Genomic DNA, 16,795 nt, shown 5'->3' with positions numbered 1-16,795 from the left:
GTCGATGTCCTCAGTCCCAGAACGGCCTCAGACCCTCACGATGGGCATCGCAGCGCGAAATGCCGATATCCTTGAGCTGGGCGTCGGTCATCTCGAGCAGGACTAGCCGACTGCGCCGGCGATCCAGCAGGCTGTCGATCCATCGGACGAATGACGTGACCACTTGCACGAGCCGGCGAACATAGGATCTCCGGCCCGACGAGCGGCTTCCGGTCAATTCAACTGCCGCGTAGCGGATTGTCTCTATTGTACCCATTTTCTTTCTGCCAAGATTGCAATTGTGCCGTTTTGTACGGCCCGCTTCATATGTTTTGACTCCCAACTCGGTGCAATGTACAAAATTGTCACCATGACAACTTGGCTTCCAGATCTTACCGCCGGTACCGGCCCGCTCTATCAGCGGCTTGCCGATTCCATCGAGACGGACATCGACCGCGGCCTGATCGGTGCAGGGGCAAAGCTGCCGCCGCAGCGCGATCTGGCATACGACATCGGCACGACCGTCGGCACCGTCGGCAGGGCCTATCAATTGCTGCGTGAGCGGGGATTGGTCAGCGGCGAGGTCGGCCGCGGAACCTATGTTCTCGCTCAACAGTCGGAGAGCGCAAAGCCGGAGTTCCTGGGGCCGGTCGAACAAGGCACGCGCTATATGGATGCGCCCGGCGACAAGCTGCGCTTCGATAGCACCGCCGCACCGGATGTCGGCCAGGGTGCCATCGTCGCCGACGTGTTGACACGCACGGCGCAGGACCATCCGCATGAGATTTCAAGCTACACGCGTGATTTCCCGGACCGCTGGTTCGAAGCCGGCAGGCGCTGGCTGTCGCGCAATTCCTTTCGCCCGGCGGCGGATGCCATTGTCCCCACGCTCGGCACCCACTCCGCAGTGATGGCAACAATTGCGGGGCTCACCGCCCCCGGCGACTATGTCGTCTTCGAGCACCTCACCTATTCGCAGATTTCCCGCAGCGCCGGCCTGATCGGTCGCCGGACCGCACTGGTGGCGGCTGACGACGAGGGCATCGATCCCCAGGATTTCGAGCGCGTCTGTGCGCAAAAGCACCCGAAGATGATGTTTTTGATGCCGACGGCCAAGAACCCGACGCTGACGACGCTGTCGGCATCGCGCCGCGAGGCAATCGCGCGTGTCGCCCGCCAATATAACGTCGTCCTGGTCGAGGACGATCTCTATGGCGGCCTGACCGACGACCCGACGCCTTTATTGGCCGAATATGCTCCCGAACGGACTATCGTTGCCGGCGGCCTGTCGAAATCGGTCGCGGCGGGTGTTCGCGGCGGTTGGCTCGCTTGCCCGCCGGCCTATCGTCACCGCATCCGGGTCGCCCATAAGATGATGACGGGCGGCCTGCCCTTTCTGCTGGCGGAGGTGGGCAGCCGGCTGGTGCTGTCCGGTCAGGGCGCCGAGATGCGCAAGCGCAGCATTGCCGAGATCGGCGCGCGCATCGCGATCGTGCGCGAGACACTCGACGGCTTCGATTTCAAGGCGCTGGATAATGTGCCCTTCGTCTGGCTCACTTTGCCCGACCCATGGCTTTCCGGCACTTTCAAACAGGCCTGCCTCGAGCATGGCGTGCTCATCGACGACGAGGACGAGTTCAAGGCGGGGCGTTCCGAACAGGCCTTTCACGGCGTGCGGTTTGGCATCTCGCAGCCGCGACAGCGGGACGATATCGCGCACGGCGTGGCGGTGATCCGGCGGCTCTTGGACGAAGGCCGCGCCGGCTACGACAGCTTTTCCTGAACCGGCTTGAAACCGGCGGGTCGAGTGGCGATCTTTCGCTACTTGCGGTCAGCTGTTGCTTTCCGTCGTTTTTAGTCATCCGATGGGGTGTATCGGCTGCAACGCTTGCGATAAGACGGGACTCGATCCCAAGGACACAATTTGCCGATCATGACCATTTCCAATTCCGTGCCGATCACTCCGGAACTCATTGCCGCGCACGGGCTGAAGCCCGACGAGTACCAGCGCATCCTCGACCTGGTCGGGCGCGAACCGAGCTTTACCGAACTCGGTATTTTTTCGGCGATGTGGAACGAGCATTGTTCCTACAAATCCTCGAAGAAGTGGCTGCGCACCCTGCCGACCACCGGGCCGCAGGTGATCCAGGGCCCGGGCGAGAATGCCGGCGTGGTCGACATCGGCGATGGCGACTGCGTCGTCTTCAAGATGGAGAGCCATAACCATCCCTCCTACATCGAGCCTTATCAGGGAGCGGCGACCGGCGTCGGCGGCATCCTGCGCGATGTCTTCACCATGGGCGCGCGGCCGATCGCGGCGATGAACGCGCTGCGCTTCGGTGCGCCGGACCATCCCAAAACCAGGCACCTCGTTGCCGGCGTCGTTTCCGGCGTCGGTGGCTATGGCAATTCCTTCGGCGTGCCGACGGTCGGCGGCGAGGTCAATTTCGACTCTCGCTACAACGGCAATATCCTGGTCAATGCGTTTGCCGCAGGCCTCGCGAAGACGGACGCAATCTTTCTGTCCGAGGCCAAGGGCGTCGGCCTGCCGGTCGTCTATCTCGGCGCCAAGACCGGGCGCGACGGCGTCGGCGGCGCCACCATGGCCTCGGCCGAGTTCGATGACAAGATCGACGAGAAGCGGCCCACCGTGCAGGTTGGCGACCCGTTCACCGAAAAATGCCTGCTCGAAGCCTGCCTCGAACTGATGGCGTCCGGCGCCGTTATCGCCATCCAGGACATGGGTGCCGCTGGCCTCACCTGCTCGGCAGTCGAAATGGGCGCCAAGGGCGACCTCGGCATAGAGCTCGACCTCGACAAGGTGCCGGTGCGTGAAGAGCGCATGAACGCCTATGAGATGATGCTTTCGGAGAGCCAGGAGCGCATGCTGATGGTGCTGCGCCCCGAAAAGGAAAAACAGGCCGAGGCGATCTTCCACAAATGGGGCCTCGACTTTGCCATCGTCGGCAAGACCACCGACGATCTGCGCTTCCGCGTGCTGCACCAGGGCGACGAGGTCGCCAACCTGCCGATCAAGGATCTCGGCGACCAGGCGCCGGAATATGACCGTCCCTGGGTCGAGCCGAAGAAGCCGGCGCCATTGGCTGGCGATGCACCGCAAGCCGATGTGGCCGACGCACTGCTCAAGCTGCTGGGCGGACCGGACCTTTCCTCGCGCCGCTGGGTGTGGGAGCAGTACGACACGCTGATCCAGGGTAATTCCCTGCAGCTTCCCGGCGGCGATGCCGGCGTGGTGCGCGTCGACGGTCATCCGACCAAGGCGCTCGCCTTCTCCTCCGACGTGACACCGCGCTATTGCGAGGCCGACCCTTACGAGGGCGGCAAGCAGGCGGTGGCCGAATGCTGGCGCAATCTGACAGCCACTGGCGCTCTGCCGCTCGCTGCCACCGACAACCTCAATTTCGGCAATCCGGAGCGGCCGGAGATCATGGGCCAACTGGTTGGTGCCGTGAAAGGCATCGGCGATGCTTGCAGGGCGCTCGGCTTCCCGATCGTCTCCGGCAACGTCTCCCTCTACAATGAGACCAACGGACAGGGCATCCTGCCGACACCAACCATCGGCGGCGTCGGGCTGATTGCCGACTGGTCGAAAATGGTGCGCATCGGCTTTGCCGCCGAAGGCCAGATGATCGTGCTGGTCGGCGCGCCGACGATGTGGGGCACGCATCTCGGCCAGTCCGCCTATATGCGCGACATCCATGGCCGCGCCGACGGCCCGCCGCCGCCGGTCGATCTCGACCACGAGAAGCGGGTCGGTGACCATGTGCGGGCGCTGATCGGCTCCGGTGTCGTTACCGCGGCGCATGACGTTTCCGATGGCGGCATCGCGGTGGCGCTGGCCGAGATGGCGATGGCCTCAGGCATCGGTGCGACCATCCCCGGCCTGATCGGTACAGATCCGATCTCGGTCTGGTTCGGCGAGGATCAGGGCCGCTATCTGCTGACGCTGTCGATCGATCCGCAGAGCGAGGAATGGGGCGCCATTCGCGAACAGCAAAGCAAGCTCGGCATCTTCGCACCATGGATCGGCTCGACCGGCGGCAGCGAATTGAAGCTGGGCGAGGCACGTGCGATAGCGGTCAGCGAATTGACCGCCGCCCACGAATCCTGGTTCCCTCGCTTCATGGCAAATGAGGTCGTGGATCCGTGATGTGATCGAGTGGCGCCCTTTCGGTGTGGTTCATACGCCATTTCGACCATATCTATGAGATCACGACCTGAACAAGGAATCCTCGAATGGCAATGGACGCCCACGACATCGAACGGCTGATCAAGGAAGGCATTCCGGACGCCAAGGTGACGATTCGCGACCTGGCCGGCGACGGCGACCACTATGCGGCCGAGGTTGTGGCCGAGAGCTTTCGCGGCAAAAGCCGCGTCCAGCAGCACCAGATGGTCTATGACGCGCTGAAGGGCAACATGGGCGGCGTGCTGCACGCGCTTGCCCTACAGACCAGCGTGCCGGACTAATTCTACGCAAGCGGGAAGTCATGGCCAAAGGCGACAGCGATCCGGTTGCAGTCAGTGCCTATGCTTCCTTTGCCGAGCGCTATGATGCGCTGGCGCCGATCAAGCCGCACAACGCCCTCTATGAACGGCCGGCCTCGCTGGAGTTGCTGGGCGACGTGAAGGGTCTGACCATACTGGACGCCGGTTGCGGCTCCGGTATCTGCTCGGAAAAGCTGGCTCGCTCAGGTGCGCGGGTAAGTGCCTTCGACATTACGCCGGAAATGCTGGCTTTAGCACGTCAGCGCTGCGCTGGGCTCAATGTCGATATGCGGCTTGGCAATCTCGAAAGGGCTCTCGACTGGCTCGCGGATGGCAGTTTCGATCGCATACTTTGCTCGCTGGCGCTCGATTATGTCGAAAAACTGGGGCCGGTATTCGCTGAGTTTCATCGCGTCTCCTGCCCGGGCGGCTGGCTGGTGTTCTCTATGGGCCATCCAATGCGCGACTGGCAGGACACGCGCACGCGCGGGACGAAAACCTATTTTGAAACGAATCGCTGGGGTATGCATTGGGGAGGTTTTGGCGAACCCAATCCCTATGTTGAATCCTATCGCAGACCGCTCGGCGATATCCTCAATGGACTTGCCGATACGGGCTGGACGCTCGACCGCTTCGTCGAGCCACTTCCCGCGCCTGAGATGGAAATGGTCGACCCCAGGCATTTTGCCGAACTGAGTTTGGCGCCTGCATTCATATGCGTGCGTGCGCACAAATAACCCTCCCTCACCTTTTCGCCGAAACGGCAATGATCGGCCCGGCCGGATAGTTTCCACCAACAATCATCCGCTCGCCGTTCGACAGCGCCGAAACGACGCCGTCGAAGAAAAGCGCGTTGGCGCAGTCGAGCCCATCGCGAAACAGCCGTGCGAAGCTGCCGAGGCTGACTTCAGAGCGCGAGATCGCCAGCACGACGGTGTTTTCGTCACGCACGCCGACGCCGTTGCGGATATAGCGCGATGTGCCGTTCTGCTCGAAGCGGGGATGAAGCCGGCCATCGATCACCAGCATCGGGCCGGATTGCGTGGCGAACATCACGTCCGGCCTGGCGGCGGCATAGGCGCTTGTCTCCATGACCGCCGCCGTGCCGTCCTTGCGGACCAGGAACACGCCGTTCGGTTTCAGGAAGAAATTGCCTTCGCTGTCGGCGACGTTGATCGGCGCCTTCTCCTGGCCGTCTTCGACGAGAAGGCCGACTGGGGTCAGGTCTTGGTGATACATGCCGCCGTTCATGGCGAGCAGCACCGTCCGGCCCTGATCCGCCATCGCCTTGTCGAATTTGTCCAGTGAACCGAAAGCCTTGCCGTCGAGGCCTGTGTGGAACACACCGACGTCATAGCGGCGCAGATCGATTTCGCAGACCACATAGGCAACCGCCTCGAAGCTTGCATCGCGGCACGGCGCCGGCAATTCACCGCTAACGGCGAGCGGTGGGCGTCTCGGCGACCTGGCCCACCAAATCAAGGCCAGTGCGGCGAGCAGAACGGCGAGGAGGAACCCGGCGAGATATCGTCTTTTCATCACGCCTCGGGAAAGATGGTGGCCAACGGCTTGGCCCAAGATCAGACGTTCCTTTGCGCCATTTGCATGGCAAGGCGGCAAACATCTTGTTTCGCGCAACCCATGGGTTTATTTGAAGGGTAATGTTCGAGCCTGACTCCCACAGGCATGAAAGGGTATTCCATGAGCGGCATCAACGACTACATTGACAATGAAGTGAAGGGCAACGACGTCGTTCTCTTCATGAAGGGCACGCCCGGCTTCCCGCAATGCGGATTTTCCGGTCAGGTCGTGCAGATCCTCGACTACATCGGCGCCGATTATAAGGGTGTCGACGTGCTAACGTCGGCCGAGCTACGGCAAGGCATCAAGGACTATTCCAACTGGCCGACCATCCCGCAGCTCTACGTCAAGGGCGAATTCGTCGGCGGCTGCGACATCATCCGCGAGATGTTCCAGGCGGGCGAATTGCAGACCTTCCTCGTCGAAAAGGGTGCCAGCGTCAAAGGCGCCGCCTGACTTCTGTTTTGCGTATGGCCCTCCGAAGATCGACTGCGATTTTCGGGGTCGTACCCTAAGCGCCGGGGCACCTTGGCAAAAAGTTCTGCCCGCTATCGGGGCAATGAACGAATGGATGCGTCGGCCAGCCGGCGCATTTTCGTTTGAGGATCGGACTGGCCGTGGATCAGCAAGCACAAGCGCAGCAAAAGGCAAGCACTTTGCCTATTCCGCGCTGGGAATTCATTGCGCTGTGCGCGGCGCTGATGGCGCTCAATTCGCTGGCCATCGATATCATGCTGCCGGCGCTGCAGCAGATCGGCGCCTCGCTCGGCGTCGAAAATGAAAACCACCGGCAATATGTGATCACCGCCTATATCCTTGGCTTTGGCGGCGGACAGCTGTTCTTCGGGCCGATCTCGGACCGCTTCGGGCGCCGCGCGCCTCTTGTCGCAGGGCTGGTGATCTACGTCGTGGCGGCCGGCGCTGCGGCAATCGCCCCGTCATTCGCCACGCTTCTGCTATGCCGGGCCGTGCAAGGCATCGGCGCGGCGGCGACGCGCGTCATTGCCGTCTCGATCGTGCGCGATACGTTCGACGGAAGGCGCATGGCCGAAGTCATGTCCCTGATCTTCATGGTGTTCATGGCAATTCCGGTGGTGGCGCCCGGTATCGGCCAGTTCATCATGCTGTTTGCGACCTGGCACGTGATCTTCGTCACCATGGCTGCCGGCGCGCTGATCGTGTCCGCCTGGTCGCTGTTGCGCCTGCCCGAGACGCTACACCCCGAATATCGCCGGCCGCTGACGCTGTCCTCCATCATCGGCGGCTTCCGCATCGTTCTCACCAACCGCATCGCGCTCTGCTACGCCTTCGCCAGCACCTTCATCTTCGGCGCCATGTTCGGCTTCATCGCCTCGGCCCAGCAGATCTATGTCAGCGTGTTCGATGTCGGCGAGATGTTCCCGGTCATCTTCGCGGGGGTTGCCGGCGTGCTTGCTTTTTCGAACTACCTCAACGCGCGCCTCGTCGGCCGCATCGGCATGCGCCGTCTGTCGCAAAGCGCGCTGCTGCTGTTTCTGGCCATCAGCCTTGCCTGGCTGGTCGTTTCCATCGAAATGAAGATGCCGCTCTGGCTCTTCATTGCCTTCTTTGCCTGCGCCATGGTCCCGTTCGGCGCGCTCGGCGCGAACTTCAACGCGCTCGCCATGGAGCCGCTCGGTCACCTGGCCGGCACTGCCTCGTCGATCCTCGGGTTCATGCAGACATTTCTTGGCGGCATCCTCGGCACGCTGATCGGCCAAGCCTTCAACGGCACGGTGACGCCGCTGGCCGCCGGGTTCTGCAGCGTGTCGGTGGCGGCGCTGCTGATGATCCTCCTGGCCGAGCGCGGCAGACTGTTCCAGCCGCACAACCCGCCGGTTTAATGCACATTGCCGGGCGCGCCTAGGATGCACCCTCACTGACCGCGGTGAAGCGAGGGAACAGCGTACGTCCTGCGATTGCTCCACCCATGCTGTCCGAAACGGGCAATGGAAGAGCCTTGTCGAGCGCCTCGAGGACGGAAGCCACGAAGGCCCGGTTGAGCGAGCCATCGTCCCCTAGATGGGAGTAAGTGGCGCGCGGCTTGCCAATAAGCGTGCCGTTTCGGCGAATTGAGAACTGCAGCGTCAGGGTCATGCCCGCGGTGCCGGGCGGCGGCTTCCAACAGGCGACGATCGCGGAGAACATCTCGTCTATGGTGTCGACGGGGTCGGGACTGCGACATGCGCGTTCCCCAGATCTTGCTTCATTGACACCGGCAACCAAGGCAAGGGCAAAGGCCGTTGCAACAATTGCGGACCGAGGTTTCATTCGAGGTCTCCGGTTTCGCACAAGATTGGACAACTTTGGCAGCGAAGAGTTATTCCGCCCAGAGCTCGCGGCGCAGCTCTCGCCAGCTTTCCCGGTCCGGCGCGACCAGCAGGCCACCTCCGATATGCGATGGCAGATAGGCGCTGCCGTCGAAGCGCGCGGCATGGCCGCCGGCCTCCGCATGGATCAGCACGCCGGCCAGGTGGTCCCAGGGCATCAGCTTGTTGTAGACGACGAAATGGCCGTGGCCGCTGGCCAGCAGGCGGTATTCGTGGGCGGCGCAGCGATAATTGAACTGCGATAGCGACTTGGTCTGGTTGCGCGCCAAACGTGAGCGGTCCGGCTCGGGCACATAGTGCCATGAGACCGCACCGGTCATTTCCGACATCGGCGCTGGTTTGGCGACATGGACCTTTTCCAGATTGCCATGGGCATGGCGGATATGGCTGCCGGCGCCACTAACGCCGATCAGCCAATCCTTGCCGACGGGATCGTGAATGATGCCGGCGACCGTCTCGCCCTTGACCACGACACCAAGCATGACGCCGAACAGCGGCACGCCGGAGGCGAAGTTGAAGGTGCCGTCGACCGGGTCGACGACGAAGGCGAGTTCGGCATCGCCAAGACCGTCGAGCAGCGTCGGGTCGTCGGAGCAGGCCTCCTCACCGACGATCATTGCGTGGGGATAACGCTGGCGCAGCCTGGCGGTGATGAGCCGTTCGGCATTCACGTCGGCCTCGGTCACAAGATCGGCGGCCGAGGTCTTGCGGCGGACGTCGCCCTCGCTCAACCGGCGAAAGCGCGGCATGATCTCGGCGACGGCGGCGTCCGACAGAAGGTCGGCAAGCCAGTCGATCGCGCTGTCGTCAAATGTCATGGGGACCGTCTTGCTTTGCGTTAAGAGCATCGTTGAGGGCGGCGAAATCGAACAGCGTCCTGTCGAGCAGATGCGAGCGCCGCACATTGCTCATGGCTCGGATCATCGTATCCTTGCGGCCGGGCATGCGTTTCTCGATGTCGTCGAGCATCGCCTTCATGACGTTGCGCTGCAGGCCTTCCTGGCTACCGCACAGATCGCACGGAATGATCGGGAATTTCATGGCGCCGGCGAATTTCTCGAGATCGGCTTCCGCGCAATAGGCGAGCGGCCGCAGCACCATGACATCGCCCTCGTCGTTGAGCAGCTTCGGCGGCATGGCGGCGAGGCGCCCGCCATGGAACAGGTTCATGAAGAAGGTTTCCAGTATGTCCTCGCGGTGGTGGCCGAGCACCAGCGCCGAGCAGCCCTCCTCGCGGGCAATGCGATAGAGATGGCCGCGCCGCAGCCGCGAGCACAGCGAGCAATAGGTGTTGCCCTCGGCCAGCTTGTCGGTGACCACCGAATAGGTGTCCTGATATTCGATGCGATGCGGAATGGCATGGCTGTCGAGATAGTCGGGCAATATGTGTTTGGGAAAGTTTGGCTGGCCCTGGTCGAGATTGCAGGCCAATAGCTCGACCGGCAGCAGCCCGCGCCATTTGAGATCAAGCAGCACGGCAAGCAGGCCGTAGGAATCCTTGCCGCCCGACAGAGCGACCAGCCAGCGGTCGCCGGGCCTCACCATGGAGAAATCATCGATCGCCTGGCGGGCAAGCCGCAGCAGCCGCTTGCGCAGCTTGTTGAACTCGACCGAGGACGGCACATCGGCAAACAGTGGGTGAAAGCCGCCTTCGGCATTGGCGACCGGTTCAAGCGTTTCGGCGTCTGGCTGCATGTTCACGGCGCGTCGGCCCTAAAGTCCTGTTGCCGCCCGCAGTAGCGCATCGGACCGAAAATCGAAATCGATTTCCGAATCACGCCGCGGAAAAAGGAACGAAAAAAGAAAAGGCCGCCTGGACGGGCGGCCTTCGGTTGTATCGCGACGAACGCGCCGATCAGCGCGAATAGAATTCGACGACCAGGTTCGGTTCCATCTGCACGGCAAACGGAACGTCCGCCAGGCCGGGGATGCGCGTGAAGGCCGCGGTCATCTTGTTGTGGTCGGCCTCGATGTAATCGGGCACGTCGCGCTCGGCCAGGCCCACCGATTCCAGCACGATGACCAGCTGCTTCGACTTCTCGCGCACTTCAATGACGTCGCCCGGCTTGCAGCGGTACGAGCCGATGTTGACGCGCTTGCCGTTGACGTTGACGTGGCCATGATTGATGAACTGGCGCGCCGCAAAGATTGTCGGCACGAACTTGGCGCGATAGACGACCGCGTCGAGACGCGATTCGAGCAGGCCGATCAGGTTCTCCGAGGTGTCGCCCTTGCGGCGGTCCGCCTCTTCGTAGACCTTGCGGAACTGCTTTTCCGAAACGTCGCCATAGTGGCCCTTCAGCTTCTGCTTGGCGCGCAGCTGTAGGCCGAAATCGGAAAGCTTGCCCTTGCGGCGCTGGCCATGCTGGCCGGGGCCGTATTCACGCTTGTTGACCGGGGATTTCGGGCGGCCCCAGATGTTTTCGCCAAGACGGCGGTCGATCTTGTACTTCGCGGATTCGCGCTTGCTCATCGCATTCCCTTTCAAAACAACACACCCGGAACCTCATGGTCCGGGTGAAGGAAACGCGCCCTCCTCTGGCCTCCGTTTTCGAGACCTGACAGGGTTTTCCACGCAACGCGACGGAAAACCCACGGGACACGTCATTTCAAACAAGACACAAGGAAAGTAAAACCCGGCTTCCCCAACGTCTTGCACACATAAAGAAAACCACCGGGCATTGCGGCCCGGTGTTGGTGGGCTGGTTAAACGGAGATTTAACCGCTGTCAAGCTTCCGGCTGGCGCGAATCGCCGAACCGGATAGTGTTACGGTTGTAGAACGTGCCGGATGTGGCGGGAGGTTGCGCCAGCGGCATCAGGAACGGACTGAAGTCAGAGGAGCTGGAATTCGCATGAAGAAGTTCTTCCTTACGTTGGTAGGAGCCGCGGTGATGGCCGGCACGATGGCGGTCGCGCCCGAGCCGGCGCAGGCCCGGCATTGGCATGGGCACAGGCACCACCAAGTCTGCCGCATCGTGGTCAAGAAGAAGGTGGTGTGGCGCCACGGTCATCGCAAGGTCATCCGCTACAAAGTGCGGCGCTGCGGTTGGGGCTGGAACTGGTAATTTTTCGGCCTCGCCCGTTGAGACTTCATGGCCCGCGGCTCAGCCGCGGGCCTTTTATTGACCGGCATCCGCCGCCAGAATGGTCAGTCGATCAGTGTTTCGACTTCTTTTCCGGCAGGCCCTTGCGCTTGGTCTCGGCGAATTCCTCGAGCTGTTTTTCGCTCATGGATTTATACATTCCCTTCGACGCGCCTTTGAGCGCGCCCTTCTTGGTCTCGCCGCGCTTGGCTGACAATGCCGCGCCGGCCGCTTTCTGCTGGGCTTTTGAGGTGGCTGGCATGATGGTTTCTCCCGTTTCCAATGAGAGGAAAACGCATTGTCTGGTGCGATGTTCCCAAAGCGACAATTGCCTGCGGTCAGGATATCGCCAGGCCAAATCCCTGCATCAGCCGGCGCGTGGGAAAATTGGCGCTGTTCGAGGTGAAGACGGCAAGATCGGCGCCTTCCGGCAGGGCTTCGCCGCGGGCGGTCTCGGTGTCCGCCAGCAGCGAAAGCGCCCGGCGTGCGATCGCCTCGGCCGGGTCGAGCCAGTCGACCGGCCAAGGTGCTGTCTTGCGCATGCGGTTGGCCAAAAAAGGATAATGGGTGCAGGCAAGCACGACGATGTCGGTGCGTAGCCCGTCATGCTCGACGAAGCACGGCGCGATCTCGGCGCGCACGGCCTCCTCGTCGACAAAACCATCGCGCATATAGGCTTCGGCCAATCCCGCCAGCCTGTCGCTGCCGACCAGGCGGACATGGCATTTCTGCGCCCATTTGCTGATCAGATCGCGCGTGTACTGGCGCTTGACGGTGCCGGGCGTAGCCAGCACCGAAACCAGGCCTGAGCGCGTGCGTTCCGCCGCCGGCTTGATGGCCGGCACGGTGCCGACGAAAGGGTGGCCGGGAAACCTCTCGCGCAACGCGTCGATGACCAGCGTCGAGGCGGTGTTGCAGGCGATGACCGAAATGGCCGGCGAAAACCGGTCGAGCAGCCTGGCGAACAACTCCAGGATATGTGTTCTCAGCGCCGGCTCCTCCCAGGCGCCGAAGGGGAACGCCGCGTCGTCGGCGACATAGATGAAGCGGCGGTCAGGCATCAGGACGCGCGCCTCACGCAGCACGGTGAGGCCGCCAATGCCGGAATCGAACATCAGGATCGGACGGGCGCTCGATGGATTGGTCATTGTCATTGAGTCACTAGGGGCTGGGAATCACTAAGGACTGGGAATCACTAAGGGCTGGGAATCACAAACGAGATCACGAGGAAAGGCCCGGCCCATGCTTTCTGCTTCGGCCAATGATGCTTTATCCGGCCGCTTCTATGTGGAACCATCATGGCCTTGATGCGGCGCGCCGGTCACACAAGGCCCCGCTTGCCGAAGCCGCCGGCCCGCGGCCGGCCGTTCGCCGGAGATGCAGGTTGAGATGCAAGGTGGTTCGACGGCACCGGCGCGGCCCGCGTGGCGTAGGCTGGAGCCAGGGCCGTCGCGCCGGCGGCCGACTCTGAATGAGGCGTCCTGCCGCCGCGCAGCGGCCCGGGTGAGTCGAAATCGTCGAAGCTCAGGGACGACGCCATATCCGCAGAGCCGCCACCCGCCGGCTTGGCCGCCAAGATGACGGCCCACAGCCCGACAAGAGCGAGTCCCAGCAGGTTAAGGCCGGAATGCGAATCTTCGCCGTCGAATTTTACGACAAGAACAGTGCCGGCCTGCAGAATCGCAAACAGGATCGAGAACACGATATACGACCAAAGGATCCAACCCGACCCTTGCGCGTCGCGGCTTCGACGCCAGGCGAAATTCGCGCGGAACAGAACGATCACCAGCGAGGCGACGAGAACGGCCGCGGCCAGTCCTTCCCTGGAAGGACCAGGTTGCGAATTGGCCAAGCCCTCGATGCCGATGGTCCACAAGACGCACAGCACAAAGGTCACGATTTCCGTAACCAGCAGAGCCACGGAATAGAAGAAAAAGCGAAGACGACCGATATCCGAGCTAAACATCCGAGGATCCATCGTTTTGAAAACCATGGATCAAACCAAATAAAATTCGGTTACTGGTAAGACAGCTGCATTCGCAAGCCTAGTCTTTGTCTTTCGCCTTGCCGGCGCGTGCCGCCGCTGCCGGAAGCCGCCTTGGATCGTCGCCGGGCGATCCGTCGCCGCGCGGCATGGCCGGCGAGAACCTGTCCAGCGATGATATTATACCGCGCAGCACCTTGAGCTCCGGCTCGGCAAAGCCGGGGCGGGTCAGCACTGCGCGCAAATTGTCGACCATCTTCGGCTTCTTCGCTGCCGGGCGGAAATAGCCGCGCGCCTCCAGTGCGCCTTCCAGATACGCAAACAGGCCGTGCAATTCTTCCTTGGCAGCCGGCGGCATTTCGGGGCCGGAGAAGTTGGTCCTGGTCTCGTCCTCCAGGCCGGACTTCATCCATTCATAGGACATTAGCAGGGCCGCCTGGGCGATGTTGAGCGAGGAGAAGGCTGGATCGACGGGGAAGGTGACGATCTCGTCGGCGAGGCCGACCTCGTCATTATAGAGGCCGAAGCGCTCGCGGCCGAACAGGATGCCGGTGCGCTGGCCGGCCCGCTGCCGCGCCCGCAGCGCCCTGCCCGCCTCGACCGGACCGCGCACCGGCTTGAAATTATCGCGCGCGCGCGCCGTGGTGGCGAAGACGAAGTTCAAATCGCCGACTGCCGAGGCCAGGTCATCGAACACCGTGACGGCATCGATGACGTGGTCGGCGCGGCTTGCGGCGGCACGCGCCTTCTCGCTCGGCCAGCCGTCGCGCGGATTGACGAGCCGCAGCTCGGCAAGGCCGAAATTGGCCATGGCGCGCGCGACCATTCCGATATTCTCGCCGAGCTGCGGCTCGACCAGGATGATCGCCGGTCCGGACGCTGGAGTTCCGGAGGCAAGAGGGGTGTCGGGATCCTGGGTAGCGGCCATGGTTGTCAGTGAACTGCTGTTTGCGGCATTTCGCAGTCCCCTGCCACATTTGGCGGCGAAAATGAAGCTTTGGCAAGGAATGCCGTCACTGCGGAGCGGTTCGCCGTTTGCGCGGCCAAAAAGCCTTTGATATACGGGCCGCATCCCAGGGTCGGCAGCCGTGCGGGCAAGGCCGTTCCGTTCCCCAAAAGCGAGGCATTCTTTCCATGGCGAAGATCAAGGTGGCGAACCCGGTCGTCGAACTCGACGGCGACGAGATGACCCGCATCATCTGGCAGTTCATCAAGGACAAGCTGATCCACCCTTATCTCGACCTCAAGCTCGAATATTACGACCTCGGCATCGAGCACCGCGACGCCACCAACGACCAGGTGACCATCGATTCGGCCAACGCCATCAAGAAATACGGCGTCGGCGTGAAATGCGCGACGATCACGCCCGACGAGCAGCGCGTCGAGGAATTCAAGCTGAAGAAGATGTGGAAGTCGCCGAACGGCACCATCCGCAACATCCTCGGCGGCACCATCTTCCGCGAGCCGATCATCATGAAGAACGTGCCGCGGCTGGTGCCCGGCTGGACCAAGCCGATCATCGTCGGCCGCCACGCCTTCGGCGACCAGTACCGCGCCACCGACTTCCGCTTTCCCGGCAACGGCAAGCTGACGATCAAGTTCGTCGGCGAGGACGGCCAGGTGATCGAGCACGACGTTTTCGACGCACCCGGCGCCGGCGTCGCCATGGCCATGTACAATCTCGACGAGTCGATCCGCGAATTTGCCCGCGCCTCGCTGAACTACGGCCTGCTGCGTAATTACCCCGTCTACCTCTCGACCAAGAACACGATCCTCAAGGCCTACGACGGCCGCTTCAAGGACATCTTCCAGGAGGTCTACGAGGCGGAATTCGAAGCAGAATTCAAAGCGAAGAAGCTCTGGTACGAGCACCGGCTGATCGACGACATGGTGGCCTCCAGCCTGAAATGGTCGGGTGGATATGTCTGGGCCTGCAAGAATTATGACGGCGACGTGCAGTCCGACACGGTGGCGCAAGGCTTCGGCTCGCTCGGCCTGATGACCTCGGTGCTGATGACGCCGGACGGCAAGACCGTCGAGGCGGAAGCCGCGCACGGCACCGTCACCCGCCACTATCGCCAGCACCAGAAGGGCGAGGAGACCTCGACCAATTCGATCGCCTCGATCTTTGCCTGGACGCGCGGCCTCGCGCACCGCGCCAAGCTCGACGACAACGCCGAACTGAAGCGCTTTGCCGAAACCCTGGAAAAGGTCTGCATCCAGACGGTCGAGTCCGGCTTCATGACCAAGGACCTGTCGCTGCTGATCGGCCCCGACCAGCCCTGGCTTTCGACCACCGGCTTCCTCGACAAGATCGACGAGAATTTGCAGAAAGCGATGGCCTGAGCCCAACCCACATGGGCAAGCCCGTCGTCTACGGCGCGGATTACAGCGTCTATGTGCGCATCGTCCGGCTGGTGTTGGAGGAAAAGGGCGTCGGCTACGAGCTCGTTCCCGTCGACATCTTTGCGGCGGACGGCATTCCCGGCTGGTACTTCGAGCACCAGCCGTTCGGCCGCATCCCGGCCTTCGAGCATGACGGCTTTCGCCTCTACGAGACCGGCGCGATTGCCCGTTATGTCGACGAAGCCTTTGACGGCCCGGCGCTGCAGCCGGTCGAAGCCCGGCCTCGGGCGCGCATGAACCAGATCACCGGGCTGCTGGGTGCCTACGCCTACAGGGCCATGGTCTGGGATGTCGCCGTCGAGCGGCTGGAAAAAACGCCGCCGGACGAAGCCGTGATCGCCAACGGGTTGAGGCAGGCGAGAACGGCGCTGCAGGCGCTCTCTTCGCTGAAAGCCGAAGGGCCTTGGCTGTTGGGGACGCACCTGACGCTGGCCGACCTGCACGCCGCACCGATCATCGGCTATTTCGTCAAGGTCTCCGAGGGGCGAAAACTGCTGGCCGAGTTTGCCGATATTCGGAATTGGTATGCGCGCATCACTCAACGTGCGAGTTTTGCGAAGACCGAAAAGGCGGGGTGAAACCGCCGCGAGGCGCGGCAATCTGGCAGGACTTGGGTTCCTCGCCCCGCTTGCGGGGAGAGGTGGCTCGGCGAAGCCGAGACGGAGAGGGGAATTCGGCACCCCTCCTCGAACGTCTTGCATATGTCCGCCACAGGCTTCCTTTTCGTCTGCTTGCGCAGGGGCGGGGGGGGGGGGGGGGGGGGGGGGGGGGGGCCCACCCGCCCGGGGAGCGGTCAAAGCCCCCCCCCCCCGCCAAGGAGTTACTAAGGCCCCACTCCGGCTCCTTTTCGGTTTGTTGGCCCCCCCCCCCGCGCGGGCGGGGGCGGGCCCACCTCTCCCCCAC

General features: G+C 62.6%; 19 protein-coding genes. 9 read left to right on the top strand and 10 right to left on the bottom strand.

Translation table 11 applies throughout. The features are described from left to right. Positions 1–10: 10 nt before the first annotated feature. A complete protein-coding gene (locus NKJ40_RS18545) occupies positions 11–256 on the bottom strand; it encodes a DUF1127 domain-containing protein (protein WP_352467262.1) in 246 nt (81 codons plus the stop codon). A gap of 93 nt (positions 257–349) precedes the next feature. Here NKJ40_RS18545 and NKJ40_RS18540 point away from each other — a divergent pair, with 93 nt between their 5' ends. From NKJ40_RS18540 to NKJ40_RS18525, 4 genes are all read left to right on the top strand, one after another. After that, positions 350–1,762: an aminotransferase-like domain-containing protein gene (locus tag NKJ40_RS18540; RefSeq protein WP_352467261.1), complete on the top strand. Its 1,413-nt coding sequence runs from the start codon at positions 350–352 to the stop codon at positions 1,760–1,762. A 150-nt stretch (positions 1,763–1,912) separates the two neighbouring features. After that, complete coding sequence (gene purL, locus NKJ40_RS18535) at positions 1,913–4,150, top strand: phosphoribosylformylglycinamidine synthase subunit PurL (RefSeq protein ID WP_352467347.1); 2,238 nt, start codon at positions 1,913–1,915, stop codon at positions 4,148–4,150. 86 nt (positions 4,151–4,236) lie between these two features. Continuing rightward, positions 4,237–4,470 (top strand): BolA/IbaG family iron-sulfur metabolism protein, encoded by a 234-nt coding sequence (locus tag NKJ40_RS18530; RefSeq protein WP_023674714.1) that lies wholly within the window; start codon positions 4,237–4,239, stop codon positions 4,468–4,470. 20 nt (positions 4,471–4,490) lie between these two features. Then, positions 4,491–5,225 carry a class I SAM-dependent methyltransferase gene (locus NKJ40_RS18525; protein ID WP_352467260.1) on the top strand — a complete coding sequence of 245 codons (735 nt, stop codon included), beginning with the start codon at positions 4,491–4,493 and terminating at the stop codon, positions 5,223–5,225. 7 nt (positions 5,226–5,232) lie between these two features. Here NKJ40_RS18525 and NKJ40_RS18520 read toward each other — a convergent pair whose 3' ends face one another. After that, positions 5,233–6,027 (bottom strand): phosphodiester glycosidase family protein, encoded by a 795-nt coding sequence (locus NKJ40_RS18520; RefSeq protein WP_352467259.1) that lies wholly within the window; start codon positions 6,025–6,027, stop codon positions 5,233–5,235. Between the two features lie 162 nt (positions 6,028–6,189). On the opposite strand from NKJ40_RS18520, the gene grxD reads away from it, so the two are divergent. Further along, entirely contained in the window at positions 6,190–6,525 is a 336-nt protein-coding gene (gene grxD, locus NKJ40_RS18515) for a Grx4 family monothiol glutaredoxin (RefSeq protein WP_352467258.1), read from the top strand. Positions 6,526–6,731: 206 nt separating this feature from the next. After that, entirely contained in the window at positions 6,732–7,931 is a 1,200-nt protein-coding gene (locus NKJ40_RS18510) for a multidrug effflux MFS transporter (protein ID WP_352467346.1), read from the top strand. Positions 7,932–7,950: 19 nt separating this feature from the next. Here the strand turns inward: NKJ40_RS18510 and NKJ40_RS18505 are convergent, their stop codons facing one another. The 4 genes from NKJ40_RS18505 to rpsD form a co-directional block, all read right to left on the bottom strand. Then, positions 7,951–8,358, bottom strand: a complete 408-nt coding sequence (locus NKJ40_RS18505) for a UCP034077 family protein (protein ID WP_352467257.1) — start codon at positions 8,356–8,358, stop codon at positions 7,951–7,953. 49 nt (positions 8,359–8,407) lie between these two features. Next, positions 8,408–9,235 carry an inositol monophosphatase family protein gene (locus NKJ40_RS18500; protein ID WP_352467256.1) on the bottom strand — a complete coding sequence of 276 codons (828 nt, stop codon included), beginning with the start codon at positions 9,233–9,235 and terminating at the stop codon, positions 8,408–8,410. After that, the gene (gene ttcA / locus NKJ40_RS18495; protein WP_352467255.1) at positions 9,225–10,118 is read right to left on the bottom strand and encodes a tRNA 2-thiocytidine(32) synthetase TtcA; all 894 of its coding nucleotides are present in this window, start codon (positions 10,116–10,118) and stop codon (positions 9,225–9,227) included. The genes NKJ40_RS18500 and ttcA overlap by 11 nt, the downstream gene beginning before the upstream one ends. Before the next feature lie 154 nt (positions 10,119–10,272). Continuing rightward, the gene (rpsD, locus tag NKJ40_RS18490) at positions 10,273–10,890 is read right to left on the bottom strand and encodes a 30S ribosomal protein S4 (protein WP_352467254.1); all 618 of its coding nucleotides are present in this window, start codon (positions 10,888–10,890) and stop codon (positions 10,273–10,275) included. A gap of 381 nt (positions 10,891–11,271) precedes the next feature. Between rpsD and NKJ40_RS18485 the strand changes: the two genes are divergently transcribed. Further along, the gene (locus NKJ40_RS18485; RefSeq protein ID WP_023674706.1) at positions 11,272–11,484 is read left to right on the top strand and encodes a hypothetical protein; all 213 of its coding nucleotides are present in this window, start codon (positions 11,272–11,274) and stop codon (positions 11,482–11,484) included. Positions 11,485–11,575: 91 nt separating this feature from the next. On the opposite strand, the gene NKJ40_RS18480 is transcribed toward NKJ40_RS18485, so the two are convergent. From NKJ40_RS18480 to NKJ40_RS18465, 4 genes are all read right to left on the bottom strand, one after another. Continuing rightward, positions 11,576–11,764 carry a DUF3008 family protein gene (locus NKJ40_RS18480; protein WP_023674705.1) on the bottom strand — a complete coding sequence of 63 codons (189 nt, stop codon included), beginning with the start codon at positions 11,762–11,764 and terminating at the stop codon, positions 11,576–11,578. A 76-nt stretch (positions 11,765–11,840) separates the two neighbouring features. Further along, positions 11,841–12,650, bottom strand: coding sequence for a glutamate racemase (gene murI / locus NKJ40_RS18475; RefSeq protein ID WP_352467253.1), 810 nt, complete (start codon positions 12,648–12,650; stop codon positions 11,841–11,843). A gap of 173 nt (positions 12,651–12,823) precedes the next feature. After that, positions 12,824–13,495, bottom strand: a complete 672-nt coding sequence (locus NKJ40_RS18470) for a hypothetical protein (protein WP_352467252.1) — start codon at positions 13,493–13,495, stop codon at positions 12,824–12,826. A 52-nt stretch (positions 13,496–13,547) separates the two neighbouring features. Further along, positions 13,548–14,414, bottom strand: coding sequence for an RNA methyltransferase (locus NKJ40_RS18465; protein WP_352467251.1), 867 nt, complete (start codon positions 14,412–14,414; stop codon positions 13,548–13,550). Positions 14,415–14,620: 206 nt separating this feature from the next. Here NKJ40_RS18465 and NKJ40_RS18460 point away from each other — a divergent pair, with 206 nt between their 5' ends. Continuing rightward, positions 14,621–15,832: an NADP-dependent isocitrate dehydrogenase gene (locus NKJ40_RS18460; protein ID WP_352467250.1), complete on the top strand. Its 1,212-nt coding sequence runs from the start codon at positions 14,621–14,623 to the stop codon at positions 15,830–15,832. Positions 15,833–15,843: 11 nt separating this feature from the next. Further along, positions 15,844–16,470, top strand: coding sequence for a glutathione S-transferase family protein (locus NKJ40_RS18455; protein WP_352467249.1), 627 nt, complete (start codon positions 15,844–15,846; stop codon positions 16,468–16,470). The last annotated feature ends 325 nt before the right edge of the window (positions 16,471–16,795 follow it).

Origin of the sequence: Mesorhizobium sp. M0119, from assembly GCF_040322615.1 — a bacterium.
GTDB lineage: Bacteria > Pseudomonadota > Alphaproteobacteria > Rhizobiales > Rhizobiaceae > Mesorhizobium.
Note: the sequence above shows the minus strand (reverse complement) of the source record. Positions and strands in the feature narration are given on the sequence as shown.